Here is a 21,939-nt window from a genome sequence, read left to right as displayed (position 1 = left end):
AACTGTTGTCAAGGAGGTCCGGGCTGCTCCTGGTTGTTGCGCGCGTACACGACCGCCGGTTTGCCGTCGCCGGGGCTGCGGCGGTCCAGGTCGAACTGCCCGATCGCGGCCATGAGTTCGCTGAGCTTGGGATAGCCGTAGTTGCGGGAGTCGAAGTCCGGGCGCTGCTTGGTGACGATGTAGCCGATGTTCGCGAGGTTCGCCCAGCCGTCCTCGTCGGAGGCCGCGTCGACCGCGTTGACGAGCTGGCCCAGCAGTTCGGCGTCCGTCTTGAGCGACACCGCCAGTGACGCCGCGGTGGGTTCGGGCAGCGCGTGGGCGGGGGAGGCGATGCTGCGGGAGTACGGGAGGTTCTCGAGGTAGACGAACTTGTCACAGGCCGAGACGAACGGCTTGGGCGTCTTGCGTTCGCCGAAGCCGTACACGGTCAGGCCGGACTCGCGGATGCGCGCGGAGAGGCGGGTGAAGTCGCTGTCGCTGGAGACGATGCAGAAGCCGTCGAAGCGCCCGGTGTACAGCAGGTCCATGGCGTCGATCACCATCGCGGCGTCCGTCGCGTTCTTGCCGGTCGTGTACGCGAACTGCTGGATCGGCTGGATCGACTGGGCCAGCAGCTGGTCCTTCCAGCCCCGCAGGCTGGTCCCCGTCCAGTCGCCGTAGGCCCGCTTGACGTGGGCGGTTCCGTACTTGGCGACCTCGGCCAGTAACCCGTCGGTGACGCCGGGCCGCGTGTTGTCCGCGTCGATGAGTACGGCGAGCCTTGCGGCGTTCTCCCTGACCATGATGCTTCTCCTTACGAGCGGGCCGCGAACCACTCGTCTTTGTCCGGTAGTGGAGCAAGTGTCGCGATCCGGGGATCAGGCGTCCAGCGGTTCGGCGTTCGCCCTGGTTGGGCGCTGTGGTGGCGGGAAGTTCCTGCTCTGGAGGCGCAGATCTCTCTGGAGCGGAACAGGACTGCTGATGGCTGATGACAGTGAGGCACCCGGGCGGCCGGTGCCGGAGGTGCTGGACGAGGCCGAGTGCCTGCGGCTGATCTCACCGGGGGGTGTCGGGCGGCTCGGCTACAGCGGCCGGTACGGCCCCACCGTCGTGCCGGTCAATTACGGGGTGCACGAAGGCGCGATCGTGTTCCGGACCGCGTACGGCAGCCCGACGGATGAAGATCTTCGCACCGGGATCGAGGACGCCGACTACAAGGTCGCGTTCGAGATCGACGAGCTGCGTCCGGAGACACGCGAGGGCTGGAGCGTTCTCGTCCGGGGCTCGGTGCGCCATGTGGAGTCCGAGGACGAGCGGGCATCGGTCCGGGAGGCGGGCGTCGAACCCTGGGCGGGCGGCGCACGGGAGCTCTTCCTGCGCATCCAGCCCACGCACGTCACCGGCCGGCGTATCAGCAGGCCGCCGACGGCCCGATAGCCAGCCAAGGGCCCCGTTCGGCGACCTCCGCGGCGAACTCGGCACAGGCGGACCGCAGGCGGTCGACGATCCACGTACGGTCCTCGTCCCGGGCGGGTTCGGTCCGCGCGTAGTCCAGCCTCAGCGGCAGGGCCGTCACCCTCACCTCTCCGAGGTCGCCGATCTCGACACGCCACGCGAGACCCAGCTCGTTGCGCAGGTACTCGTCCGTGGCGTAGTCGTCGATGAGGTCGCCCAGGTCGTACAGCACGTTGCCGTTCACGCCGTGGAAGACGTGGGCGGAGTGGCCGGCGACCAACGTCGCTCCGGCGTTCAGGAGGCCCTCCGCCGCCCGGCGGACGTACGGCAGGGGTTCGCTGGTCATGTTGGGGCCCCAGTGCGGCGTCACCAGGACGACGTCGTGTTCCGCCGCCGCGTCCTCGATCCGGCGGGACAGCCACGACGGCACGCCCTCGCTCAGCGGGGCGTACGCGACTCCGGGCGTGGTCTCCGACGCGGCGAAGTCGCTCGGGTGGTCGGTCACGCCGATCACGGCCACGCGCCTACCGGCCCTCTCCAGCACGGCCGGCTCCCGCGCCTCCTCGCGGTCACGGCCGGCGCCCACCACCGCGATGCCGGCCCCGGCGAGATGGCTCAGCGTGTCTTCCAATGCCTCGTGGCCGTAGTCCAGCGCATGGTTGTTGGCCAGGGTCACGCAGCCGACGCCCAGCCCGGTCAGCACGCCCACGGCCTCCGGCGGGGCGCGGAAGTGGAACGGCTTGCCCGGCGCGGCCCACCGCCGGCCCCGATCCGAGACGCAGCACTCGAGGTTCAGGACGGCGAGATCGGCTTCGGCGAACGCCGCGCGTACCTCCGGGGCGAACAGGCCCTCAGGCCCGGCGTCCGCGATCACCTCGCCGACGCCGCGGCCCAGCATCGTGTCGCCGCCCAGGGCGATCGTCACGGCCATGTCCGCTCCCCCTTTCCCAGCATCGCGCGGCCGTACGTGCGGGGCGGCCGACATTCGGCGCGGCTCGGTGGACCTTCGGCCCTATCCCGGCCGTGCCCCGCCGGGCGACGGTGACCACATAGCCGGAGATGGGAGGGGACGATGCGAGCGCACACGGGCGACGCGTTGCTGGTCCGGGGCCACCACGTCGGGGACCACGACCGTCAGGCCGTGATCATCGAGGTGCACGGAAGCGATGGGGCACCGCCGTACCTGGTCCGCTGGGAGGACGGGCACGAAAGCGTGTTCTTCCCCTCCTCGGACGCGTTCGTCGAACGGATGCCCCAGCGGGAGAAGACCGACTGAGCGGTCGCCCCGCATGTGAGACTGCCGGACATGAGTCTGGCTAGGGAACTCGAAGCGATCGGCCGGCCACTCGTCGAGGAGCAGCTCCGCCACCCGACGGTGGCCGGCATCGCACGCGGCGACCTCGACCTCACCGTCTTCCGCGGGTGGCTGGAGCAGGACTACCTCTTCCTCCACGACTACGTACGGGTGTTCGCGCGGCTGGCGTGGCAGGCGCCCGACGGGCATCTGGGCGACCTGGTGGAGCTGGCGCACTCGACCTTCTTCGACGAGCTGTCGCTGCACCGGGCCCTCGCCGAGGAGTTCGACGCGGACCTCGCGGGCGCCGTCAAGGGGCCCGCGTGCGCGGCGTACACCGCGTTCCTCCTGGACGCCGCCGCCTCGTACGGGGAAGGGCTCGCGGCTCTCTACCCCTGCATGTGGGGGTACTCCACGCTCGGCCGGATCCTGGCGGAGGATCCACCGGCCGACCCCCGCTACCGCCGCTGGGTGGACGCCTACGCGGATCCGGGCTTCGCGATGCTCGCCGGTCGGGTCGCGGTCATGCTCGACGAGGCCGCGCCGGACCCCGCACGGGCACGTACGGCGTTCCTCGAGGGGATGCGCCACGAGCTGGCGTTCTGGGACGTGCCTTCCTGAGCGCCTTTGTCCACAGGGCTGTGGACAAGGGCTTAGCCTTGGGGCATGCCGGAGCTGCCGGAAGTCGAGTCCCTCGCCGCGTTCCTGCGCGAGAACGCCATCGGCCGGGCGATCGCCCGCGTCGACGTCGTCGCGATCTCGTGCCTGAAGACCTACGACCCGCCGATCACCGCGCTGAGCGGGCTGTCGATCACCGATGTCACCCGGTACGGCAAGTTCCTCGACCTGGACGTGGACGGCCTGCACCTGATCGTCCACCTGTCGCGGGCGGGCTGGCTGCGGTGGAAGGACAAGCTGCCGGCCGCGCCGCCGAGGCCCGGCAAGGGACCGCTCGCGATGCGCGTCCACCTCGACGACGAGTCCGGCTTCGACCTCACCGAGGCCGGCACGCAGAAGCGGCTCGCCGTGTACGTCGTCCGCGACCCGCAGGACGTGCCCGGGATCAGGACGCTCGGTCCGGATCCCCTGCGCGAGGAGTTCGACGCCGAGGCGCTGGCGAGCATTCTCGACGGCCGCCGCACGCAGATCAAGGGCGTACTCCGCGATCAGAGCGTGATCGCCGGCATCGGCAACGCCTACTCCGACGAGGTGCTGCACGTCGCGAAGATGTCGCCGTACAAGCTCGCCGCGAGCCTCACCGAGGAGGAGATCGCGACCCTGTACGAGGCGATCGTCACGACGCTCGGCGACGCCGTCGAGCGTTCGAAGGGCCTCGCGGCCAAGGACCTGAAGGGCGAGAAGAAGTCGGGCCTGCGGGTACACGGCCGCGCCGGGGAGAAGTGCCCGGTGTGCGGCGACACGATCCGAGAGGTCTCGTTCGCCGACCGGGCACTGCAGTACTGCCCGACCTGCCAGACGGGCGGCAAACCACTCGCCGACCGCCGCATGTCCCGCCTGCTCAAGTAGTCCCGGCCGTAGTTATCCACAGGCTGTGGATCCCTTTGTCTTCGCGGGATCTCGCAGTGGCGGTCTGCGGTCCGTGGAGAGCGGCGTTCGGCCGAAACGCCCTAGTCTTCGTGGTCGTGATCAAGTGGTGGAACGTGTTGCCGGACGACGAGCGGCAGCAGTGGACGCTGGATCCGTTCGTGAGCGTGGGACCGCTCCGTTTCGGCATGAGCCCCGGCCACGTCTCGCAGGCGCTGAGCGGTGTCACCACGGAATCCCAGCGACACACGCTTCACCGTCCCGCCACTGAGGGCGTCTCCACGGTCGTAGAGGGCGACTACCAGGAAGTCGGCCTGAAGCTCTACTACCGCAAGGAACGGCTGGCCTGCGTCGTGGTCGACGCACTGCGGGGGCCTCAGGTGTTCGCGGACGGTACGGCGTTGGTCGGCCGCGTTCCCTCGCTGTTGGAGCAATGGATGGTCCAACGAGCCGAGGCCCGCGAGCCTTACTCAGAGCTCACCTACATGGCCGCAGGCGTACCCGGTTCGGAGACCCTGGGTGTCGTGATCGATGTGCAGCGAGCAGGCGACCACCTACTCACACGGCCGGTGTTCATACCCCCCGAAGCAATGGACGACCTTCCCCACTTTCTCCCGAGAGAGGCGTGGTCGGCTTGCTGAGCACCGGTCCTTCGATCAAGGCGTCCCTCGCCCTTGACGCTGACTGATCACGCCTCGCCCCACGATCGGAACGATGATCCCAGGCGAGGCGGTCACGTCGGGCGGAACCCAGGTCAGTGTGTCGGTGTGTGCGCCAGGGGTCCGAACAGGGCGGCCAGGTCGTTCCAGCGCTTGATCTCGCAGCCGTTCTTGCGTCCGAACGTCGTGTCGACCTTCTTGCCCTTCCACGTGCCCTTGACCGTGGCGGTCTGCGGGCCGCCGAAGATCTGGGTGCACATCTGGCCCTTCGGCGTCGGGGCGAACGGGTCGCCGCCCTTGGCCGCGGCCACCTTGTCCAGGCTCGTGCACGCCTGGGCCGCGTTCGGTGCGTTGCCGCCCGGCGGGTCGCAGGTGAGCGTGCGTTTGATCGGGTCCGAGGTCGGTGACATGCGCACCGTGATGGTGAGTTTGGTCCCGTCCGTGCCGATCTTGCCGCCCGGTGGCGTGGTGGGGGTCGGCGAGACGGGCGCCGGTGTCGGCGAGCCGGGTGTCGTGCTCTGTGCGGGCTGTGAGGCCTGGTCGCTCGGCTGGCTCGTCGCGGTTCCGTTGTCCTTGCAGCCGGTCAGCGTCAATGCCGTGACCACGCCCGGCACGACGATGGCCGTCCTTCCCAGTCTCGATAGAGATTGCCTCATGACGATTCGACTCCGGCCGCTCGCGCATGGTTCCGTGGATGTGTGAATCTTTTCAACAACCCGCTGCCCAGCGTCGCGGTCGCCGAGGTTCCCGGCGATGGCTACCTGCTCGACGTCCGGGAGAACGACGAGTGGCACGCCGGGCACGCGCCCGACGCCGTGCACATCCCGCTCAGTGAGCTGAACGCCCGCGCCGGCGAGGTGCCGGGCGACCGCGATATCTACGTTATCTGCAGGTCAGGGGCGCGATCCGCGCAGGCCGTGGCGGCGTTCAACAACTCCGGGTGGAAGGCCGCGAACGTCGACGGCGGCATGCACGCCTGGGAGGCGGCCGGGCTGCCGATGGTGAGCGAGTCCGGCGGCGACCCGTACGTCGCCTGAGCCCGCCGACGTCATCCGTGCGGCGTGAAGCCGAGGGGTTAATAGAGGCGGCGGGTCACCAGGGCGGCGGCGACGGGGCGAGCCTCGTCATCCGCCACGAAGGACGCCGTCGGAACGGTCATACCCTGATTCCTCCCCGGGCCGCGCGGCGTGCGCGGCCTGTGGCATGGGTCTCCTGCCGATGGAAAATCCGCTGAACCGGTATACATTGTCACCGGCCAACTTGATATCGCGGGAGCTCGGGCGTCGACCGGGCTGAGAGGGCGGCTTCACAGGTGCCGCCGACCGCTCGAACCTGACCGGGTAATGCCGGCGTAGGGAGTGTGCTCTGTGAGCACTGCCGTCGACCAGCCACGCAACGAGGCTCCGTACACGCTCGACCAGCCCGCGCCCAGGGTGCTCAGCTTCTGGGATCAGAGCGCGTTCTGGGCCAACCTGGGCGTCAGCCTGCTCGCCTTCTCCGGCGCGGTCACCGTGCTGGCGCCGGACGCTCAGGGCACGCCGCAGCTGCCGATCATGGCCGGCATCGTCGCCATGATCGTCGGTACCGCGATCGGCGGGATCATGCTCGGCCTGGCCGCGGTGCCCGGCGCGCGGGCCGGCGTACCGGCCATGATGCTGCTGCGGGGCCTCTTCGGCACCCGGCTGTCGTACGTGCCGACGGTGTTCAACATCCTGCAGATGATCGGCTGGGGCACCTTCGAGCTGATCGTCATCGCGGACGCGGCCGAGCAGATCTTCGGCGGTGGTCCGCACTGGATGTACGTCGTCGTGGCCGGGGTGATCACCACGGTGCTGACCATCTGGCCGCTGGGTTCGGTACGGGTGCTGCGCCGCTACGTGACCACCGCGGTCGTGATCGCCCTGGTCTACTTCTACGTCCAGCTCACCCGCCAGCCGCTGCCGAACCTCACGCACGGCTCGTGGAGCCACTTCTGGATCGGCGCTGACGCGGCGCTGGCGGTCTCGATCTCCTGGGTGCCGATGGCCGCCGACTACACGCGGCACTCCCGGTCCGAGCGCGCCGCCTTCGGCGCGGCCAGCGTGGCGTACGGGGTGACGCAGATCGTCGCTTACGTCCTCGGCCTGCTCGCCCTCGCGCTGGTCGCCGAGGACTCCACGAAGGTGTTCGGGCCGTTCCAGCACGTGGCGCTCGGCACGCTGTTCTTCGCGGTGTTCGTCCTGCGTGAGGCCGACCAGTCCTTCGCGAACGTCTACTCGACCGCCATGTCGATCCAGAACCTCGCGCCCCGGCTGGACCGGCGCCTGCTGACGGTCGTGCTGGGGGCGCTGATCACGGTGTTCGCGCTCGCGCTGGACATGAACGACTACGCCGGCTTCCTCACACTGATCGGCTCGGTGTTCGTGCCGATGCTGGGCGTGCTGGCGGTCGACTTCTTCTGCTTCGGCGGCCGCCGTGGCTGGGACGTGTCGGAACGGGCCCCGGCCCGCTGGTCGATGATCGTCGCCTGGGCGGCCGGCATCGCCACGTACCAGCTGATCAACCCGGGCACCGTCGGCTGGTGGTCCCGCCTGTGGACGGACGCCCAGAGCGCACTGCACTTCACCCCGTCGAGCTGGATGAGCGCCTCCCTGCTGTCGTTCGCCGTCGCCGGCCTGGTCACCGCGGCCATCGGCGCCCTGACACGTACGGAACGCCCGGCCACCGAAGAGGCGTGACCCGGCCGGCTGTGCGCGCCGGCGGGCGACATTCACCGCGTCGGCGACGACTCATGCACAAATGCGAAGTCCCCTTGACCTTCGCTTAAGAGTGGTTTCGCAACCGTTCGACCCGTCGGCGGTGGCACTATGGCCCCGTGGACACCTCCGACGCGACGATGCGCGCGGCCGTGGCCTCGGCCGCCGACGCAATGATCGCGCTCGGGCCCGACCTGACCGTACGCCTGTGGAATCCCGCTGCCGAGCGGCTGTTCGGCTGGTCCGCCGACGAGGCGATCGGCCGGCCGCTGCGGACGGTTCCGGAGGAGTACACCGCCGAGCACCGGGCCGTGCTCGAGCGGGTACGCGAGGGCGGGCACATCTCCTTCGCCACCCGGCGGCTGCACCGCGACGGACGCCTGCTCGAGGTACGCGCCGTGGTGAGCTCCATGCGGTCCGACGACGACGAGCTGCTCGGCTGGGTCGGCTTCTACCGGGCCGCCGACGAGGACGAGGCGGTCCAGCACCAGGCGGCCGAGCGGATCCGCCTCGTACGGCGGCTCAACGACGTCGTGGCCGACCTGAACGCCGAGCGTGAGCTGTCCGCCGTCCTCGACCGGGTCGCGGACAGCGTCATCGAGCTGACCGGCGCCGACGCGGCCGGGTTCGTGCTCATCGAGCAGGCCACCGGCACGCTGCGGCTCGTCAGCATCAGCGGCCTGCCGGAGCGCCTGCGCGGCGTCACCTCCGACCTGCGCACGAGCCTGGTCGGCGAGCTGCTGCGCTCCGGCCGTACGGTCATGCTCGCCACCGCCGACACGCGCAGCCTCGGTGACCTGATCTGGTCGGAGCTGGACGGCCTGCACACGATCGCGCTCGGCGTCTCCACCGTGCACGGCCGGCCGTACGGGGCCCTCTACGCCCTGTTCTCCGGGCACAGGGCGGGCCACATCGAGCTGGAGCTCCTGGAGCTGTTCGCCGGCCACGCCGGGGTCGTCGTCGGCAACGCGGTGAGCTACGCCGAGGTGGTCAAGCAGCGCAAGCACGAGCGGGCGGTCATCGAGGCCAGCGCCGACGGCATCGCCGTGCTCGACCGCGACGGCATCGTCCGGCAGTGGAACCCCGCCGCCCGCGCGATCACCGGGATGGACGCCGACGAGGTGATCGGCCGGCCGCTGCCGTTCGCGCTGCCCGCGCCGGACGCGGAGCCGACGATCCAGGTCGAGTCGGGCACCTGGCTCAACGTGCTGTACTCCGAGATCGAGGACCACGACGAGATCGTCGTGGACTTCCGCGACGTGACCGAGGCCAAGTCGCTGGAGGCCGCCAAGGACCTGTTCCTGTCGATGACGAGCCACGAGCTGCGCACCCCGATCACCGTCGTGCACGGGTTCGCCCGCACGCTCGTCAACCGGTGGGACAAGCTCGGCGACGCCGACCGGCGGCAGGCGGTCGCGATCATCGCCGAGCGCGCCCAGACGCTCGGGCAGCTGGTGGACAACCTGCTCTACTCCCGTACGGTGCCCGACGGGCTGGACGTGACCAACGAGCCGTTCGACCTGGACCGCCTCCTGCGCGGCGCGGTCGAGGGGTTCCGCGGGATGTCGGAGCAGCACACGCTGGAGCTGGTCATCGACGAGAAGCTGCCCGCGGCACTCGGCGACGCGATGGCCACCGACATCATCGTCGGGCAGCTCCTGGAGAACGCCGTGAAGTACTCCCCGGGAGGCGGCACGGTCACCGTACGCGCGGGGGCCGAGGACGAATTGATCGTTGTCACCGTCGAAGACGACGGGGTCGGCATCCAGGCCGCAGACCGCGAGCGGATCTTCGAGCGCTTCGTCCAGGGTGAGGCGGGGGACCGCCGCCGGTTCGGCGGTCTCGGGCTCGGGCTCTACATCGTGCGCAGACTCGCCCGTGCCCAGCACGGAGAGGTCACCGCGCACGCCAGGCCGGACGCTCCGGGCACCTGCATGCGGTTCACCCTCCCCCGTGTCGACCACGCACAGTAGTCGGTCATACTGGACGTTCTGTGCCTATCTACGCCATCATTTCGTGCGCGGTCGAGGTCACCGTTGCTCGTTGTGTTGGCAATAGATTCCTGTGGCAGGGTTTCCGACCGCTTTAACTGGGCATTTCGGTCGTACCGGAGTGACGTTACGGGGAGTGTCCGGGAGAAGTTCCGCGCCCCCTGGGGAGGTGAGGGCGTCGAGCGTCGTATTCCTGCCGCATGCGCCGTCGAGTGTGTCGATGGTCCGCAGGCGTCTCGCGGCGGAGCTGCTCGAGTCGGGGGTGTACGAGGACATCGCCGACGACGCCGCTGTGATCGTCAGCGAGCTGATCAGCAACGCTCTGCGGCACGCGCGCCCCCTGCCCTCCGGCGACATACGCGTCGCGTGGACCCGCCAAGGCGATCTCATCCAGCTCGCGGTCAGCGACGGCGGCGCCATGACCGAGCCCCGGCGTGCCCGCGCCACGCTGTCCTCACTCGGCGGACGCGGCCTCGGCATCGTCGAGTCCCTCGCGGACGGCTGGGGCGTCCTCCACGACGACGACGGCACCACCGTCTGGGCCACCCTCCACTCCCCGCACACCAGCAACGGCCGCTCGGCGGCCGATCCCCCGCAGAGCCTGATCGACCAGCCGACCCACTGAACGGCGCGGCTCGGCTCAGACCGGGTCGCGCAGCACCGGGCAGGACATGCAGCGCGGGCCGCCTCGCCCGCTGCCCAGCTCACTGCCCTCGATCCGGATGACCTCGATGCCCGCCGCCTCCAGCCGGGCGTTGGTCTCGACGTTCCGCTCGTACGCCACCGCCAGCCGCGGCCCGACCGCGAGCGTGTTGTTGCCGTCGTCCCACTGCTCGCGTTCGGCGGTGACCGGGTCGAGGCCGGTGTCGATCACGCTGAGCCGGTCGATGCCCATGGCCTGGGCGGCGGCCTCCAGGAACGGCCGGGCGCGCGACACCCGCAGGTCGCCGTTCTCACTGGTCACCGTGTAGGCGGTGAGGGAGTACGCCACGGCCGGGTACATCACGACCTTGTCAACGTCGACCATCGTGCAGATCGTGTCGAGGTGCATCGTCGCGCGGTCCTGGGCGATCGGCACCGCGAGCACGGTGTGCACCAGCCCGCTGGCGAAGACCTGCCGGGCCAGCCGCTCGACACCCGCCGGCGTCGTCCGCTCTCCGGTGCCGATGGCCAGCACGCCCGGGGCCAGGAGCAGCACGTCGCCGCCCTCCAGGTGCTCCAGGGCGGGCTCGTACACGGGCGCGGCGTGCTCGAACCTCGGGTGGTGCCGGTAGATCAGCTGGGTGAGCGCGGTCTCGCGCTGCCGCGCCGGCATCGCCAGGCTCGTCACCGCCACCCGGTCGCCGATCCAGACGCTGGAGTCGCGGGTGAACAGCAGGTTCGGCAGCGGGTCGATGACGAAGTCGTGCCGGTCCATGAGCTGGTAGACCAGGCCCCGGCCGGTCTTCAGCTCCTCGTGGGCGAGACCGGCGACGAGCACCTGGGTCAGGCCCTCCGGCGTCAGGTCGCCGAGGAACGCCCCCAGGATCCGGCGAAGCTGGTCGCCGAGCCGGGGGTCGTCGAGCACGCCGGCGATGGCCTCGTCGCGCGCCGGCTGGTACTCCAGCGTGTCCTGGAGCAGTTCGGTGAGGTAGAGGACCTCGACGTCGTGGTCCCGCAGCGCCTGCGCGAAGGCGTCGTGCTCCTGCTGGGCGCGGCCGACCCACGGGATGCCGTCGAAGAGGAGCTGGTCATTGTTCCGCGGCGTGAGCCGCCTCAACTCAGCGCCAGGACGGTGCAGGAGCACCGTCCTCAGGCGGCCGACCTCACTGTCGACACGGTAGGCATGAGTCACATTTGCGAGCTTAGTCGCCCTAAGTGAAGCCGTGAGTTTTCGCCCAGTCGGCATCTTTCATGGACTTTCCCACCTGCTCATGGCAGAAAGATGCCGTACTCCTTGATCTCCGGTGTCAGGTCCGGGTGCAGGTCCGCGGTCGCCACGAGCTCCTCGGCGGAGGAGAAACCGCCGACGTGCTCGCGCATCGACACGATCCGCTCGGCGATCTCCGGGGTCACGCCGGACAGCATGGTCAGCGCGCGCGCCGGCACGTGGTTGACGTCGACCAGCCCGCCGTCGTCGTACTGCCGGGGCAGGTCGGGCCGGCCGATGCGCAGCTCACGGGCGAGCGCGGGGTCCTCCGCGGCGTGCTCGCGAGCCTGCCGGCGCAGCTCGCGGCGCATGTTGGCGGCGGCGATCGCCTGAGCGTTGGCGTCGCCGCGCGGTCGGGGACCGCGCCGCGGCCGGCCCGGCGGCGGGGCGACCATCGGCGCCGGGCGGCCGTTGAACAGCACGACGCCGTTGCCGTCGATCGTGATGACCACCCGCTTCTCGCTGTTGACCAGGCCGATGATCAGCCAGACCGGCACCCACGCGCCGCACGTCAGCACGCTGATCAGCAGGTGCGCCGCATGGTTGACGTCGCCGCCGGTGGCCATGACCGCCTGGCTGTCGACCTGCGACTCGATCCGCCAGCCGCGCGCGACCTGGCGCATGATCGCATTGCCGAGGATCGCGCGAAGCCGGTCGGGCGGCAGCGGAGACCCGGGCTGGAACGGAACCATGCTCCCCCTCTTGACCCCTTCGCTCTCGGCGGCTCAGTGCACCGCGCGGGACTCGCCGGCCCAGTACGGCTCGCGGAGCTGCCGCTTGAGGACCTTGCCCGTCGGGTTGCGCGGGATCGTGTCGACCCACTCGACCGAGGTCGGGCACTTGAAGTGCGCCAGCCTCTCGCGGCAGTGGTCGATCAGTTCCCGTTCGGTGACCTCGCCGCCGCTCACGACGATCGCTTTCGGAGTCTCGCCCCACTTCTCGTGCGGCACGCCGATCACCGCGCAGTCGGCCACGGCCGGGTGACTCATCAGGACGTTCTCCACCTCCGCCGGGTAGATGTTCTCCCCTCCAGAGATGATCATGTCCTTGACGCGGTCGTGGATGAACAGGTAGCCGTCCTCGTCGAGGTAGCCGGCGTCGCCCGTGCGCAGCCAGCCGCCGGGCAGCAGGGTGTCGCGCGTCGCCTGGTCGAGCGACCAGTAGCCCCGCATGTTCTGCGCGCTGCGGCAGACGATCTCCCCGACCTGGCCGGTGGGCAGTGCGTCACCGGTGGCCGGGTCGAGGATCCGCAGCTCGACGCCGGGGCCCGCCACGCCGGCGCTGCGCAGCCGGGCGCCGTCGGGCACGTGGTCCTCCGGAGGCAGGTACGTGATCGAGCCGGTCGTCTCCGTCAGCCCGTACACCTGCATGAACCCGGTGCCCGGCAGCAGCGCCATCGCGCCGCGCAGCACCTCGTCGCTGATCGGGGAGGCGCCGTACAACAGGAGCCGGAGGCTGGACATGTCCGCCTCGCGGACCTGCGGGATCTGCTGCATGAACAACAGCAGCGCCGGGACGAGGAAGACGTGCGTGACCCGGTGAGCCTCGATCGCCCGCGCGATCGCGACCGGGTCGGGCTCCCGGATGATCACCGCGGGGATGCCGGCGTAGACCACGCCGACCGCGAGGGCGCAGCCCGCGATGTGGTACAGCGGCATCGCGACCATGTCGACGCTCTCGGGCCCGAGGTTCCAGAGCTGGTCGACGACCGGCAGCAGGGCGGCGAAGTTGTCGTGCGTGAGCATGACGCCCTTGGGCCGGCCGGTCGTGCCGGAGGAGTAGAGCTGGACGAACACCTCACCGGTGTCGTCGCGCCGCTCCGCCTCATGAGCGGATGCGGTGTCCTCTGGTCGCGTTCGCTCCTCACTCGCTCCGTGGGCGGCTCGTCCCTCACCGCCCACGCCGCTCGCTCGGTCGCTCCCGCTCCACGAGGAGTACTCCTCGTATCTGTCGCTCTCGCCCACCACGATGACGTGCTCGGTGTGCTGGAGGCCGTCGGCGATGGCGTCCAGCACGGGGGTGAACTCGGCGCCGGCGACGAGGACCTTCGCCTTGGCGTTGTCGACGATATAGGCGATCTCGGCGGGCGCGAGCCGGTAGTTGACCGGCACCTGCACCCCACCGGCACGCGCCGCGCCGAACAGCAGCTCGACACAGGCCAGGGAGTTCTTGTCGAGCACGGCGACACGGTCGCCGGGCCCCACACCCGAAGCGCGCAGCGCTGCGGCGACCTCGTCCACCCGCCGGTCGAACTCGGCGAACGTGACCTGTTCGTCCTGGTAGATGTAGGCGATCTGGTCGGGGCGTGTCGCCGCGCACTCACGGAGCATGCCAGTGAGATTCATGGCCGAATCATGCGCGACCCGACATCACGCGACAAGGTTCGCTAACTGCTTTTCGCCATCTTGCTGATGAGGGTTACGACCACCGCGGCGATGACCGCGAGGAAGCCGATCCAGATGAGAAACTTCAACGCCGAGATGATCATGCCGATCACCATGAAGACCAGCCAGATCGCCAACAGGATGCCGACAATCGAAAGTATCGCCTTGCCCATGGGGCGAGCGTACGCGTTCAGCGCGGCGACGGCACCGGTTACAAGCCCGATCAAAATGACAATCGCGACAAGATGCTTCCCGTACGCCTGCGGGAGCACCGACGGATTGTCGCGGCGCCGGCCGAACCCGAGTACCGCGGGCAGGGCGACGAGTGTGACCGTGCCCGCGATGACGGCCGCGCGGCGCCACGGCGCCGGCATCCGCCTCGTCACGTACGCCACGCCGAAGACCAGCGGCGCGAACACCGCGTCGTGCGCGACCGCGACGCCCGCGAACCAGAGCGCCCAGCCCGCGACCCCGACGTGGCGGCCGATCCCGGCGAGCCCGATGGCGACGAACACGGCGCCGGCCGCGTAGAGCGCCCTGCGCGTCATCGGCTCACCTCCAGCCGCGCGACCCACTTCGTCTGCATGACACCCGGCCGGTCCGGCGCGATCAGCCGGCAGGGGTAACCGTGGTCGAGGGAGAGCGGTTCGCCGTTCACCTCGAGCGCGAGGAGGGTCAGCGGGTCGTGCCAGTGGGGCGGGTCGACCTGCGACGTCCGGTAGAGGCCCGCCTTCTCCAGCGACTCGACGCGTACGCGGACGTCTTCCTCGACGCCGGCCGCGCGCAGGACGTCCCTCAGCCGTACGCCGGCCCAGGTGGCCTCGGCGCTCCACCCTTCGACGCAGGCGATCGGCAGCCGTACGACGTGCCGGGGCATCGCGCGCAGGTCGTCCAGACTCAATGAGAGTTCGCGTCGTACGGCACCGGTGACCGTGAGCCGCCAGCCGGTGCCGCGGGTGACGCCGGCCGCGAGCGCGGTCTTGTTGACGGGAAGGCGCTGCGGGCCGGCGCCGGGCCGGCGGGGGGCGAGAACCGCCAGGTCGCCGAGCGGGGTGAACGTCTCGCCGACGGTCGTCACCGCGACGAGGCCGCAGGCTCCCGCGACCGTGGCGAGGAAACCGCGCCGCGACGGCCCGTACGGCGGCGGAGGCCGGCGCAGGCCCCGCACCTTGGCCCACTCGTCGGCGGCGTGGATGAGCAGCGCGCCGAAGACGACGTAGGCCGTCCAGTAGTGCGCCACGGTGAAGAAGAACGGGAACGGATACCAGTAGTTGACGTTGAACAGGCCGGTGACCAGCTGGAACAGTGATCCGCCGACGAGGAGGAAGACGACGCCCCGCCGGGCCGCGTGCGCCGCCGAGCGGATCGGCGGCCACTGCCACAGCTTCGGGTACACCGTCCACAGCTTGGCGAGCAGGAGCGGGATGGTGGCCATTCCGCAGATGACGTGGGCGCCCTGGGTGAGCCGGTACAGCCCGACCGGCCGCGACGGCCAGACCATCCACGACGGCGGATGCTGCATGAAGTGGCTGACCAGGCCGGTGACGAACGCGACGGTGAAGCTGACGCCGAGGCACACCCCCAGCCAGGCCGCGGTCCGCTCGTCGTGGAGCCGGCTGGTGAAGACGGTCGCAACCCGGCGGGTCAGGCGTTCGGACTCGGCGTCGATCCGGCGGATCAGGCGTCGGGGGTCAGCTCGGCGAAGCATCGCGCAGCCTCCGTCCAGATGGTCGTCACGGTCAGCCCGGCCTCGCCGGCGCACACGCCGACCGCTCCCGGGTCGAGATGCGCCCAGCGGAACCAGTCCCCGGCCCGCCGTCCGTCGCGGAGCCGCAGCCGTTCGGTCCGGGTCGTGTCGCCGAGCTCGACGATGGCGCGCCCGGTCCGGTCGAGGAGCGTCGCGACGCGTCGCAGGAGCATCGGCGGATCGCCGCCGATGCCGATGTTCCCGTCCGCGAGCAGGACGGTCCGCCAGCGCCCCGCGCCGGGGATCCGGTCGAAGACGTCGCGGAGCAGCGCCATGCCGCCGGCGGCCCGGGTCATCTCCACGGCGTACGGGGTGACGTCGATGCCGAGGGCGGGGAGCCCGCGTTCGGCGAGGGCGACGGTGAGGCGCCCGGGACCGGACCCGATGTCCAGCGTCGGCCCCTCGCACCGGTCGAGCAGGGCGTCGTCGCCGGGCCGCCCGTCGCGCCACTGGCCGACCGGGAGCCGCTCCGTACGGCCGTCCTCGTGTTCGATCGCCACCTCGCCGAGGCCGGCGAGCGAACCCTCGTACAGGTGGCCGATCATCGTGCTCCCGCGCGTACGGCGGCGGCGAAGCGGGTTCCGGGAGCCTGGGCGGCGACCTGTACCGCGTCACCGGCCGTGTCGACGTCCCGCAGCGTGCCGAGCGTCGCGACGCGGAGCCCGTCCAGGCGTTCGAGCTGGCGGGCGCCGGTGTCGGGACGGGACATCGGGACGCCGCGCAGCCGGCGCGGGTCGGGGTCGCGCAGCCCGAGCAGCCAGAACCCGCCGTCGGCGGCGGGTCCGTACACCGCGTCGCCCGCGCTGAGACGCCGGCCCGCGTCGGCGAGCATCGCGGGTGTCACCTGCGGTGTGTCCATGCCGATCAGTACGGCGGGACCGCCGACGTCCGCGAAGGCGTTCGCGAGCCGTTCGTCGAGCCCCGCGCCGCGCTGGGCGATGACCTCGAACCCGCGCGGCAGCCACGCGCCGGGCCGTCCCTCCAGCGCGACCACGCGACGCGTCGCGGTGGTGGCGGCGACGGCGTCGAGCGTGTCGGCGAGCGCGGCCTCGGCGATGAGCGCGGCCTGCTCCGAGGTGTACGGCGGGGTGAGCCGGGTCTTCACGCGGCCCGGCACCGGTTCCTTGGCGATGACGATGAGCGTGATGCCGCGTGGGTCGCCTTGTTCCGTCATGACGTCTCCAGCACGCGGCGCATGTCGCGTACCGCCTGGAGCGTGCCGCGGACCGTTCCGGTGACCTTCGACCGGCCCGTACGCGGGTGGTAGGCGACGTCGGTCTCGGCGATGCGCCAGCCGTTCCCCGCGGCCCGCAGCACCATCTCCAGCGGGTAGCCGGAGCGCCGGTCGGTCAGTTCCAGGCCCAGCAGCCGCTCGCGGTACGCCGCCCGCATCGGGCCGATGTCCCGCAACCCGAACCGGCGGGCGATGAGCGCGTTGCCGAGCCGGGCGTGCGGCGGCCAGGCGCCACGAGCCGTGGGCCGCCGGCGACCGAGCCCGAGCGCGGCACCGGCGAGAAGGCCGGTGACCTTCGGCAGCTCGGCGGGGTCGAGCGAGGCGTCGGCGTCCATGAAGCAGACGATGTCCCCGGTGGCGGCGAGCAGCCCCGCGTGACAGGCGGCACCGAATCCCCGTTGCGGCTCGTGCACGACGCGGGCACCGTACGCGGCGGCGACGTCCGGCGAGCCGTCGGTGGACCCGTTGTCCACCACGATGGGGCGATATCCGGCCGGCATGCGGCCGAGCACCCAGGGCAGCGCCGTCGCCTCATCGAGGCAGGGCAGTACGACATCGATCATGCGAGGGACGCTAGGCCCGCGGACCCTCCTCCGACCCTTACAGGATGATGACGTTGCGTCACAGCCGGTCACCGTGCGGGTGCTTACGAAGCGATGACGCGCCCTTCGCCGCAAACCCTTACGGAGTGATGACGTACCAGGCCTGTACGGGCTGGTCAGCCCTAGTGTCGAGGCGTGTCCCGCTACCAGCCGCCACCTTCCGAAGGCGCCACCCGTGGCCCCGCGCCCTCACCCGGAGACCGCGGGATGCCGAGCCGGCCGGACTCACACGCCGAGCCGAGCGGCATCGGCGAGGCCGGCCGGGATGAGGGAAGCGGCCGAGGGGCCGCTGGGACCGCTCGATGCGGCGGAGCGGGCGGAAACGGCGAGGTCGGCGGGACTGGCCGAGGGACCGGTGGGACCCCTCGAAGCGGCGGAGCGGGCGAGGTCGGCGGGACCAGTCGAGGCGGGGGAAGTGGTCGAGGTGGCGCGGACCGCGGAAGCGGCGGAGTACACGAGGGCGGCGCGGTGGCGGTCTTGAGGGAAGACGCCGTCCTGCCGGGGCAGCCGGGATACCCGGCGTACCGCCGGGCGGCGGGCGGGGCGGTCGTCTGGGCGGGCTTCGTCGCCGTCGTCTTCGGGGTGGGAGCCGCGTTGCGAGCGGCCGGGAAGCTCCCCGTGGACCCGGTGCCGCCGCTGCACGCCTCCGCGCGCCTGCTGATCGGCCCGCTCGTTCCGGCGGCCGTGGTCGCGTTGGCCGGGGTGGCCGTGCTGCCCGCGGCCGCCCGGCGGCTGCGCTGGCGGCCGCTCCTGACCGTCGCCTGGCTCGCGTCCGCGTTCTGGGCCGTGGTCCTCCAATGGCCCGACGGCGTGAGCCGCCCGCTGACCGCACCGACGGAGTATCTCGCCGGCCTGCCCGCGATGGGCGACCACCCGCTGTCCTGGCTGCGCGGCTTCACCCGCCACCTCCAGGAGTACCCGACACACGTCAAGGGTCATCCACCGCTGCCGGACCTGATCCTGTGGATACTGCGGTGGACAGGACTCAACGAGCCGGGCTGGGCCGCCGCCCTGGTGATCGCGGTCGGCACGTCGTCGACCGCCGCGATCGCCATGACGATCCGTACTCTGGCCGACGAGGAGACCGCCCGCCGCGCCCTGCCCTTCCTGGTGCTCGCCCCCACGGTGATATGCCTCGCGACCAGCATGGACGCCCTTTTCCTAGGCGCGGCAGCGTGGGCCGTCGCCTTGACCGCCGAAGCGACCGCCCCCGCCGGAGAGGACACGCCCCACCCGCCCTGGGGGACCATCCCACTTCAATCATCAAGCCCTGTGGATGTTGGGCACAAGGCATTCCACAGGCTGTGGATAACTGTCCTCCAGTGGGCCGGCGTCCACGGGCGATCCACGGCACGAACCGCTCGGGACGGCGCGGTCGACGCGCAGGCACCCGGCCCCGCGCGCGAGCGGCTGCCCGCAGTGTTCCGTCCGCGTCTGGGCAGGCCGGCACGGGAGCGGTTCCCGGCCGCGTCCCGCACGCGTCTGGGCAGGCCGGCACGCGAGCGGCTGCCCGCCGCGGCCCGCACGCGTCAGGGCAGCCTCGTGCGGCGGTTGGTGGTCGCGTTCGTGGGTGGGATCGTGACCGGCTCCCTGCCGTACCTCAACTACGGCCTCGTCACGATTCTCGCCCTGCCGCTCGCGGTGTTCCTCCTCACCCGGCCGCGGCGCGCGGTCGTGGTCACCTTCGTCCTCGGCTGTGCCGTCGTTCCGCTCGCCTTCACGCTGGGCGGGTTCCTCTGGTGGGACGGCGTGGCCGCCACCCACGCCGCCTGGGCCGCGGGCGCCGGGTCGGAACGGCCCTACGCCTACTTCCTCGTCGGGGATCTCGCCGTCCTCGCACTGATCATCGGCCCCACGGCCGCCGGTGCGCTCCCGTACGTGCTGCGCCGCGGAGGCGCGTTCGGGGTCCTGACGGCCGCGACGCTGCTCGGCGTGCTCGCGCTCGACCTGTCCGGGGTCACGCGCGGCGAGGTGGAGCGGATCTGGCTGCCGTACGCTGCATGGTTGACGGCGGCGGCCGCCGTCCACCGGCCTCCCGCCCGGCGAGCGCTGCTCGTTCAGGCCGTCACCGCCCTCCTGATCCAGGCACTGGTGAGGTCGCCATGGTGAACACCGGACGCATCCTGGTCGTCGACGACGACCCGACCGTCGCCGAGGTCGTCGCCCGCTACCTCATGCGTGACGGGTACGACGTCGACTGTGTCGCCGACGGGTACGCCGCGCTGCGCGTCGCCGCCGAGACCGATCCCGACCTGGTCGTCCTGGACCTCATGCTGCCCGGCATCGACGGGCTGGAGGTCTGCCGCCGGCTGCGGGAACGCCGCCCCGTGCCGATCGTCATGCTGAGCGCGCTCGGGGAGGAGACCGACCGCCTCGTCGGGCTGGAGACCGGCGCGGACGACTACGTCACCAAACCGTTCAGCCCCCGCGAGCTGGCCCTTCGCGTACGGTCGGTGCTCCGCCGGGCGCGCGGCGCCCTGGCCCCGACCGGCGAGACGATCCACGATGGTGATCTCACCGTCGACTCCGCCGCGCACGAGGTGCGCATCGGCGGCCGGGCGATCTCGCTCACTGTACGGGAGTTCGACCTCCTCGCCTTCCTCATGCGGCATCCGCGGCAGGCCTTCACCCGCGCTGAGCTGCTGGAGAAGGTCTGGGGCTGGGAGTTCGGCGACTCGTCGACGGTGACCGTCCACGTGCGTCGCCTGCGCGAGAAGATCGAGAACGATTCCACCGTCCCCCGGCGCATCCTGACCGTTTGGGGCGTCGGCTACCGCTATGAGCCCACGACATGATCCCTTTCCACGCGTTCGCCGAGGTCGTCGCGTACGCCGCCGGGGCCGCGCTGGTCGCGGGCGGTGTCGGCGTCGGCCTGCTGTACGCCCTGCGCGCCCGCTCGATCACGACCCTGCTGGCCGTCGTCTCGGCGGCGACCGTGCTGGCGACCGTCGCCGGCATCGTCACGATCACCCTGAAGATGCTGATCACCGACCACGACCGGTCGGTGACCCTGACCGTCACGGCCATCGCCGGCCTCGTCGGGCTGGGCGTGTCGCTGGTGCTCGGCCACCGGCTGATCGCGGGCACCCGGGCCCTGCTCGGCTCCGTGCGCCGCGCCGGTGACGACGGACGTTTCGTCCCGCCGGACCGTACGCTGCCGGCCGAGCTGGACGAACTCGCAGCCGAGCTGTCCGCCGCCTACGCGCGCCTGGAGACCGCCCGCGCGCGCGAGCGCACCCTTGAGACCAGCCGCCGGGAGCTGGTCGCCTGGGTCAGCCACGACCTGCGTACGCCGCTGGCCGGGCTGCGGGCCATGGCCGAGGCGCTCGAGGACGGGGTCGTCGCCGACGCCGAGACGGTACGCCGGTACCACGCCCAGATCCGCGCCGAGGCGGACCGGCTGGCCGCGATGGTGGACGACCTGTTCGAGCTGTCCCGGATCCACGCGGGCGCGCTCCGCCTGTCCCGGCGGCGCGTCGGCCTGGCCGAGCTGGTCTCCGACACCGTGGCCGGTACGGAGCCGCTCGCCCGAGCCAAGGGCGTACGGCTCAGCGGCCTGGCCCACGAGATCCTCCCGGTCGAGGCCGACGCGGCCGAACTCGGCCGTGCCCTGCGCAACCTCGTCGTGAACGCCATCCGCCACACCCCGGAGGACGGCGGCGTCGAGGTCGTCGCCGGAGTCGAGCGGGGCATGGCGTGCGTGACCGTGTCCGACGCGTGCGGCGGCATCCCCGAACAGGATCTGCCCCGGCTGTTCGACGTGGCCTTCCGCGGCGAGGCGGCCCGTACGCCGGGCGGCGGCGCGGGCCTGGGCCTGGCCATCGCCCGTGGCATCGTCGAGGCGCACGACGGCGAGATCGGCGTGTCGAACGCCGGCACCGGCTGCCGCTTCGTCATCCGTCTCCCCCTTTAGAGGTCGAGCACGAACTGCTCGATGGGCCGCGTCGGCCCGAGCGACGCGACCCGGCCGCTCGGCGCGAACCCGGCACGTCGGTACAGCCGCCGCGCCCGTTCGTTGCCCGCGCCGGTCCATACCTGCAGGCGCGTGCCGCCGAGCGCGGCCACGTGCGTGCGCAGCCGCTCCAGGAGCAGCCGGCCGAGGCCACGCCCCTGCCAGCCGGGATGCACGAACACCATGGAGATGTGGCACAGCCCGGCCACTCGCGGCCCTCGCCCGTCGCGGTCCCGGCCGGGCTCGGCCAGGAGCATGCCGCGCACCCGCCCGGACGCGACCGCCACGATCACGATGGCGTCCGGCTCGCCGAGCTTGGCCCGTACCCGGTCGACCCGCGTGGCCTCCGGCGGCCGCCCGCGCGCGGTGTTGGCCGCGCGCCACACGGCGACCGCGTCGTCGTGATCCGTGCTCTCCGCCAGGCGCGTCGTCACCACGCGACGATTGTGGTCC

At 71.3% G+C, this 21,939-nt stretch carries 23 protein-coding genes, 1 pseudogene and 1 riboswitch; of the genes and pseudogenes, 12 read left to right on the top strand and 12 right to left on the bottom strand.

What is annotated here, in order from left to right:
- Window positions 1-8: 8 nt before the first annotated feature.
- Window positions 9-782 (bottom strand): NYN domain-containing protein, encoded by a 774-nt coding sequence (locus ACQEV1_RS01065; RefSeq protein ID WP_285629122.1) that lies wholly within the window; start codon window positions 780-782, stop codon window positions 9-11.
- A gap of 178 nt (window positions 783-960) precedes the next feature.
- Here ACQEV1_RS01065 and ACQEV1_RS01060 point away from each other — a divergent pair, with 178 nt between their 5' ends.
- A complete protein-coding gene (locus ACQEV1_RS01060; protein WP_433390128.1) occupies window positions 961-1,416 on the top strand; it encodes a pyridoxamine 5'-phosphate oxidase family protein in 456 nt (151 codons plus the stop codon).
- On the opposite strand, the gene ACQEV1_RS01055 is transcribed toward ACQEV1_RS01060, so the two are convergent.
- Window positions 1,391-2,365, bottom strand: a complete 975-nt coding sequence (locus ACQEV1_RS01055) for a CapA family protein (RefSeq protein WP_433390125.1) — start codon at window positions 2,363-2,365, stop codon at window positions 1,391-1,393. The two genes, ACQEV1_RS01060 and ACQEV1_RS01055, sit on opposite strands and share 26 nt — an antisense overlap.
- Window positions 2,366-2,506: 141 nt before the next feature.
- Between ACQEV1_RS01055 and ACQEV1_RS01050 the strand changes: the two genes are divergently transcribed.
- From ACQEV1_RS01050 to ACQEV1_RS01035, 4 genes are read left to right on the top strand one after another with little or no spacing between them, the layout of a single operon-like run.
- Entirely contained in the window at window positions 2,507-2,710 is a 204-nt protein-coding gene (locus ACQEV1_RS01050; protein ID WP_285577544.1) for a DUF1918 domain-containing protein, read from the top strand.
- 30 nt (window positions 2,711-2,740) lie between these two features.
- Window positions 2,741-3,349 (top strand): TenA family protein, encoded by a 609-nt coding sequence (locus tag ACQEV1_RS01045; RefSeq protein WP_433390121.1) that lies wholly within the window; start codon window positions 2,741-2,743, stop codon window positions 3,347-3,349.
- 45 nt (window positions 3,350-3,394) lie between these two features.
- Entirely contained in the window at window positions 3,395-4,255 is an 861-nt protein-coding gene (locus ACQEV1_RS01040) for an Fpg/Nei family DNA glycosylase (protein ID WP_433390119.1), read from the top strand.
- Window positions 4,256-4,311: 56 nt separating this feature from the next.
- The gene (locus tag ACQEV1_RS01035; protein ID WP_433390116.1) at window positions 4,312-4,914 is read left to right on the top strand and encodes a hypothetical protein; all 603 of its coding nucleotides are present in this window, start codon (window positions 4,312-4,314) and stop codon (window positions 4,912-4,914) included.
- Between the two features lie 113 nt (window positions 4,915-5,027).
- Here the strand turns inward: ACQEV1_RS01035 and ACQEV1_RS01030 are convergent, their stop codons facing one another.
- A complete protein-coding gene (locus tag ACQEV1_RS01030) occupies window positions 5,028-5,546 on the bottom strand; it encodes an SSI family serine proteinase inhibitor (RefSeq protein ID WP_433390114.1) in 519 nt (172 codons plus the stop codon).
- Between the two features lie 84 nt (window positions 5,547-5,630).
- Here ACQEV1_RS01030 and ACQEV1_RS01025 point away from each other — a divergent pair, with 84 nt between their 5' ends.
- The 4 genes from ACQEV1_RS01025 to ACQEV1_RS01010 all read left to right on the top strand — a co-directional run bounded on the left by ACQEV1_RS01025 (window position 5,631) and on the right by ACQEV1_RS01010 (window position 10,283).
- Window positions 5,631-5,969, top strand: coding sequence for a rhodanese-like domain-containing protein (locus ACQEV1_RS01025; protein WP_285577553.1), 339 nt, complete (start codon window positions 5,631-5,633; stop codon window positions 5,967-5,969).
- 221 nt (window positions 5,970-6,190) lie between these two features.
- Window positions 6,191-6,308, top strand: a riboswitch (TPP riboswitch).
- Window positions 6,300-7,649 carry a purine-cytosine permease family protein gene (locus tag ACQEV1_RS01020; RefSeq protein WP_433390111.1) on the top strand — a complete coding sequence of 450 codons (1,350 nt, stop codon included), beginning with the start codon at window positions 6,300-6,302 and terminating at the stop codon, window positions 7,647-7,649. Its footprint overlaps the riboswitch before it by 9 nt.
- A gap of 158 nt (window positions 7,650-7,807) precedes the next feature.
- Entirely contained in the window at window positions 7,808-9,640 is a 1,833-nt protein-coding gene (locus ACQEV1_RS01015) for a sensor histidine kinase (protein ID WP_285629627.1), read from the top strand.
- Window positions 9,641-9,779: 139 nt separating this feature from the next.
- Window positions 9,780-10,283: an ATP-binding protein gene (locus tag ACQEV1_RS01010; protein WP_433390109.1), complete on the top strand. Its 504-nt coding sequence runs from the start codon at window positions 9,780-9,782 to the stop codon at window positions 10,281-10,283.
- Window positions 10,284-10,298: 15 nt separating this feature from the next.
- On the opposite strand, the gene ACQEV1_RS01005 is transcribed toward ACQEV1_RS01010, so the two are convergent.
- The 8 genes and pseudogenes from ACQEV1_RS01005 to ACQEV1_RS00970 all read right to left on the bottom strand — a co-directional run bounded on the left by ACQEV1_RS01005 (window position 10,299) and on the right by ACQEV1_RS00970 (window position 17,495).
- The gene (locus ACQEV1_RS01005) at window positions 10,299-11,492 is read right to left on the bottom strand and encodes an arginine deiminase (RefSeq protein ID WP_285577563.1); all 1,194 of its coding nucleotides are present in this window, start codon (window positions 11,490-11,492) and stop codon (window positions 10,299-10,301) included.
- 77 nt (window positions 11,493-11,569) lie between these two features.
- Window positions 11,570-12,259 carry a ComEA family DNA-binding protein gene (locus ACQEV1_RS01000; protein WP_433390105.1) on the bottom strand — a complete coding sequence of 230 codons (690 nt, stop codon included), beginning with the start codon at window positions 12,257-12,259 and terminating at the stop codon, window positions 11,570-11,572.
- 33 nt (window positions 12,260-12,292) lie between these two features.
- Window positions 12,293-13,915, bottom strand: a pseudogene (locus ACQEV1_RS00995) (long-chain-fatty-acid--CoA ligase); the annotation flags it as partial.
- Window positions 13,916-13,953: 38 nt separating this feature from the next.
- Window positions 13,954-14,499, bottom strand: a complete 546-nt coding sequence (locus ACQEV1_RS00990; RefSeq protein WP_433390102.1) for a hypothetical protein — start codon at window positions 14,497-14,499, stop codon at window positions 13,954-13,956.
- Window positions 14,496-15,659 (bottom strand): molybdopterin-dependent oxidoreductase, encoded by a 1,164-nt coding sequence (locus ACQEV1_RS00985; RefSeq protein ID WP_433390100.1) that lies wholly within the window; start codon window positions 15,657-15,659, stop codon window positions 14,496-14,498. The genes ACQEV1_RS00990 and ACQEV1_RS00985 overlap by 4 nt, the downstream gene beginning before the upstream one ends.
- Window positions 15,629-16,243 carry a class I SAM-dependent methyltransferase gene (locus tag ACQEV1_RS00980; RefSeq protein WP_433390098.1) on the bottom strand — a complete coding sequence of 205 codons (615 nt, stop codon included), beginning with the start codon at window positions 16,241-16,243 and terminating at the stop codon, window positions 15,629-15,631. The genes ACQEV1_RS00985 and ACQEV1_RS00980 overlap by 31 nt, the downstream gene beginning before the upstream one ends.
- Window positions 16,240-16,872: a TIGR04282 family arsenosugar biosynthesis glycosyltransferase gene (locus ACQEV1_RS00975; RefSeq protein ID WP_433390095.1), complete on the bottom strand. Its 633-nt coding sequence runs from the start codon at window positions 16,870-16,872 to the stop codon at window positions 16,240-16,242. The genes ACQEV1_RS00980 and ACQEV1_RS00975 overlap by 4 nt, the downstream gene beginning before the upstream one ends.
- On the bottom strand, window positions 16,869-17,495 hold the full coding sequence (locus ACQEV1_RS00970; protein WP_433390092.1) for a glycosyltransferase family 2 protein: 627 nt from the start codon (window positions 17,493-17,495) through the stop codon (window positions 16,869-16,871). The genes ACQEV1_RS00975 and ACQEV1_RS00970 overlap by 4 nt, the downstream gene beginning before the upstream one ends.
- Before the next feature lie 516 nt (window positions 17,496-18,011).
- Between ACQEV1_RS00970 and ACQEV1_RS00965 the strand changes: the two genes are divergently transcribed.
- From ACQEV1_RS00965 to ACQEV1_RS00955, 3 genes are read left to right on the top strand one after another with little or no spacing between them, the layout of a single operon-like run.
- Complete coding sequence (locus tag ACQEV1_RS00965) at window positions 18,012-19,643, top strand: hypothetical protein (protein ID WP_433390090.1); 1,632 nt, start codon at window positions 18,012-18,014, stop codon at window positions 19,641-19,643.
- The gene (locus ACQEV1_RS00960; RefSeq protein WP_285629154.1) at window positions 19,637-20,329 is read left to right on the top strand and encodes a response regulator transcription factor; all 693 of its coding nucleotides are present in this window, start codon (window positions 19,637-19,639) and stop codon (window positions 20,327-20,329) included. Before ACQEV1_RS00965 ends, ACQEV1_RS00960 begins: the two co-directional genes overlap by 7 nt.
- Window positions 20,326-21,447 (top strand): sensor histidine kinase, encoded by a 1,122-nt coding sequence (locus tag ACQEV1_RS00955; RefSeq protein ID WP_433390087.1) that lies wholly within the window; start codon window positions 20,326-20,328, stop codon window positions 21,445-21,447. Before ACQEV1_RS00960 ends, ACQEV1_RS00955 begins: the two co-directional genes overlap by 4 nt.
- Here the strand turns inward: ACQEV1_RS00955 and ACQEV1_RS00950 are convergent.
- Window positions 21,444-21,923, bottom strand: coding sequence for an N-acetyltransferase family protein (locus ACQEV1_RS00950; RefSeq protein ID WP_433390085.1), 480 nt, complete (start codon window positions 21,921-21,923; stop codon window positions 21,444-21,446). The genes ACQEV1_RS00955 and ACQEV1_RS00950 overlap by 4 nt on opposite strands.
- Window positions 21,924-21,939 lie beyond the last annotated feature (16 nt).

The organism is Actinoallomurus sp. CA-142502, assembly GCF_050936355.1.
Classification (GTDB): domain Bacteria; phylum Actinomycetota; class Actinomycetes; order Streptosporangiales; family Streptosporangiaceae; genus Actinoallomurus; species Actinoallomurus iriomotensis.
Note: the sequence above shows the minus strand (reverse complement) of the source record. Positions and strands in the feature narration are given on the sequence as shown.

What these genes read in the sequence shown, in the direction of transcription:
- ACQEV1_RS01000 (WP_433390105.1), bottom strand. Translation starts at nt 12,259, where the DNA reads ATGGTTCCGTTCCAGCCCGGGTCTCCGCTGCCGCCCGACCGGCTTCGC.
- ACQEV1_RS01040 (WP_433390119.1), top strand. Translation starts at nt 3,395, where the DNA reads ATGCCGGAGCTGCCGGAAGTCGAGTCCCTCGCCGCGTTCCTGCGCGAG.
- ACQEV1_RS01065 (WP_285629122.1), bottom strand. Translation starts at nt 782, where the DNA reads ATGGTCAGGGAGAACGCCGCAAGGCTCGCCGTACTCATCGACGCGGAC.
- ACQEV1_RS00990 (WP_433390102.1), bottom strand. Translation starts at nt 14,499, where the DNA reads ATGACGCGCAGGGCGCTCTACGCGGCCGGCGCCGTGTTCGTCGCCATC.
- ACQEV1_RS01055 (WP_433390125.1), bottom strand. Translation starts at nt 2,365, where the DNA reads ATGGCCGTGACGATCGCCCTGGGCGGCGACACGATGCTGGGCCGCGGC.
- ACQEV1_RS00975 (WP_433390095.1), bottom strand. Translation starts at nt 16,872, where the DNA reads ATGACGGAACAAGGCGACCCACGCGGCATCACGCTCATCGTCATCGCC.
- ACQEV1_RS00970 (WP_433390092.1), bottom strand. Translation starts at nt 17,495, where the DNA reads ATGATCGATGTCGTACTGCCCTGCCTCGATGAGGCGACGGCGCTGCCC.
- ACQEV1_RS01015 (WP_285629627.1), top strand. Translation starts at nt 7,808, where the DNA reads ATGCGCGCGGCCGTGGCCTCGGCCGCCGACGCAATGATCGCGCTCGGG.
- ACQEV1_RS01050 (WP_285577544.1), top strand. Translation starts at nt 2,507, where the DNA reads ATGCGAGCGCACACGGGCGACGCGTTGCTGGTCCGGGGCCACCACGTC.
- ACQEV1_RS01045 (WP_433390121.1), top strand. Translation starts at nt 2,741, where the DNA reads ATGAGTCTGGCTAGGGAACTCGAAGCGATCGGCCGGCCACTCGTCGAG.
- ACQEV1_RS01060 (WP_433390128.1), top strand. Translation starts at nt 961, where the DNA reads ATGGCTGATGACAGTGAGGCACCCGGGCGGCCGGTGCCGGAGGTGCTG.
- ACQEV1_RS00980 (WP_433390098.1), bottom strand. Translation starts at nt 16,243, where the DNA reads ATGATCGGCCACCTGTACGAGGGTTCGCTCGCCGGCCTCGGCGAGGTG.
- ACQEV1_RS00960 (WP_285629154.1), top strand. Translation starts at nt 19,637, where the DNA reads ATGGTGAACACCGGACGCATCCTGGTCGTCGACGACGACCCGACCGTC.
- ACQEV1_RS00985 (WP_433390100.1), bottom strand. Translation starts at nt 15,659, where the DNA reads ATGCTTCGCCGAGCTGACCCCCGACGCCTGATCCGCCGGATCGACGCC.
- ACQEV1_RS00955 (WP_433390087.1), top strand. Translation starts at nt 20,326, where the DNA reads ATGATCCCTTTCCACGCGTTCGCCGAGGTCGTCGCGTACGCCGCCGGG.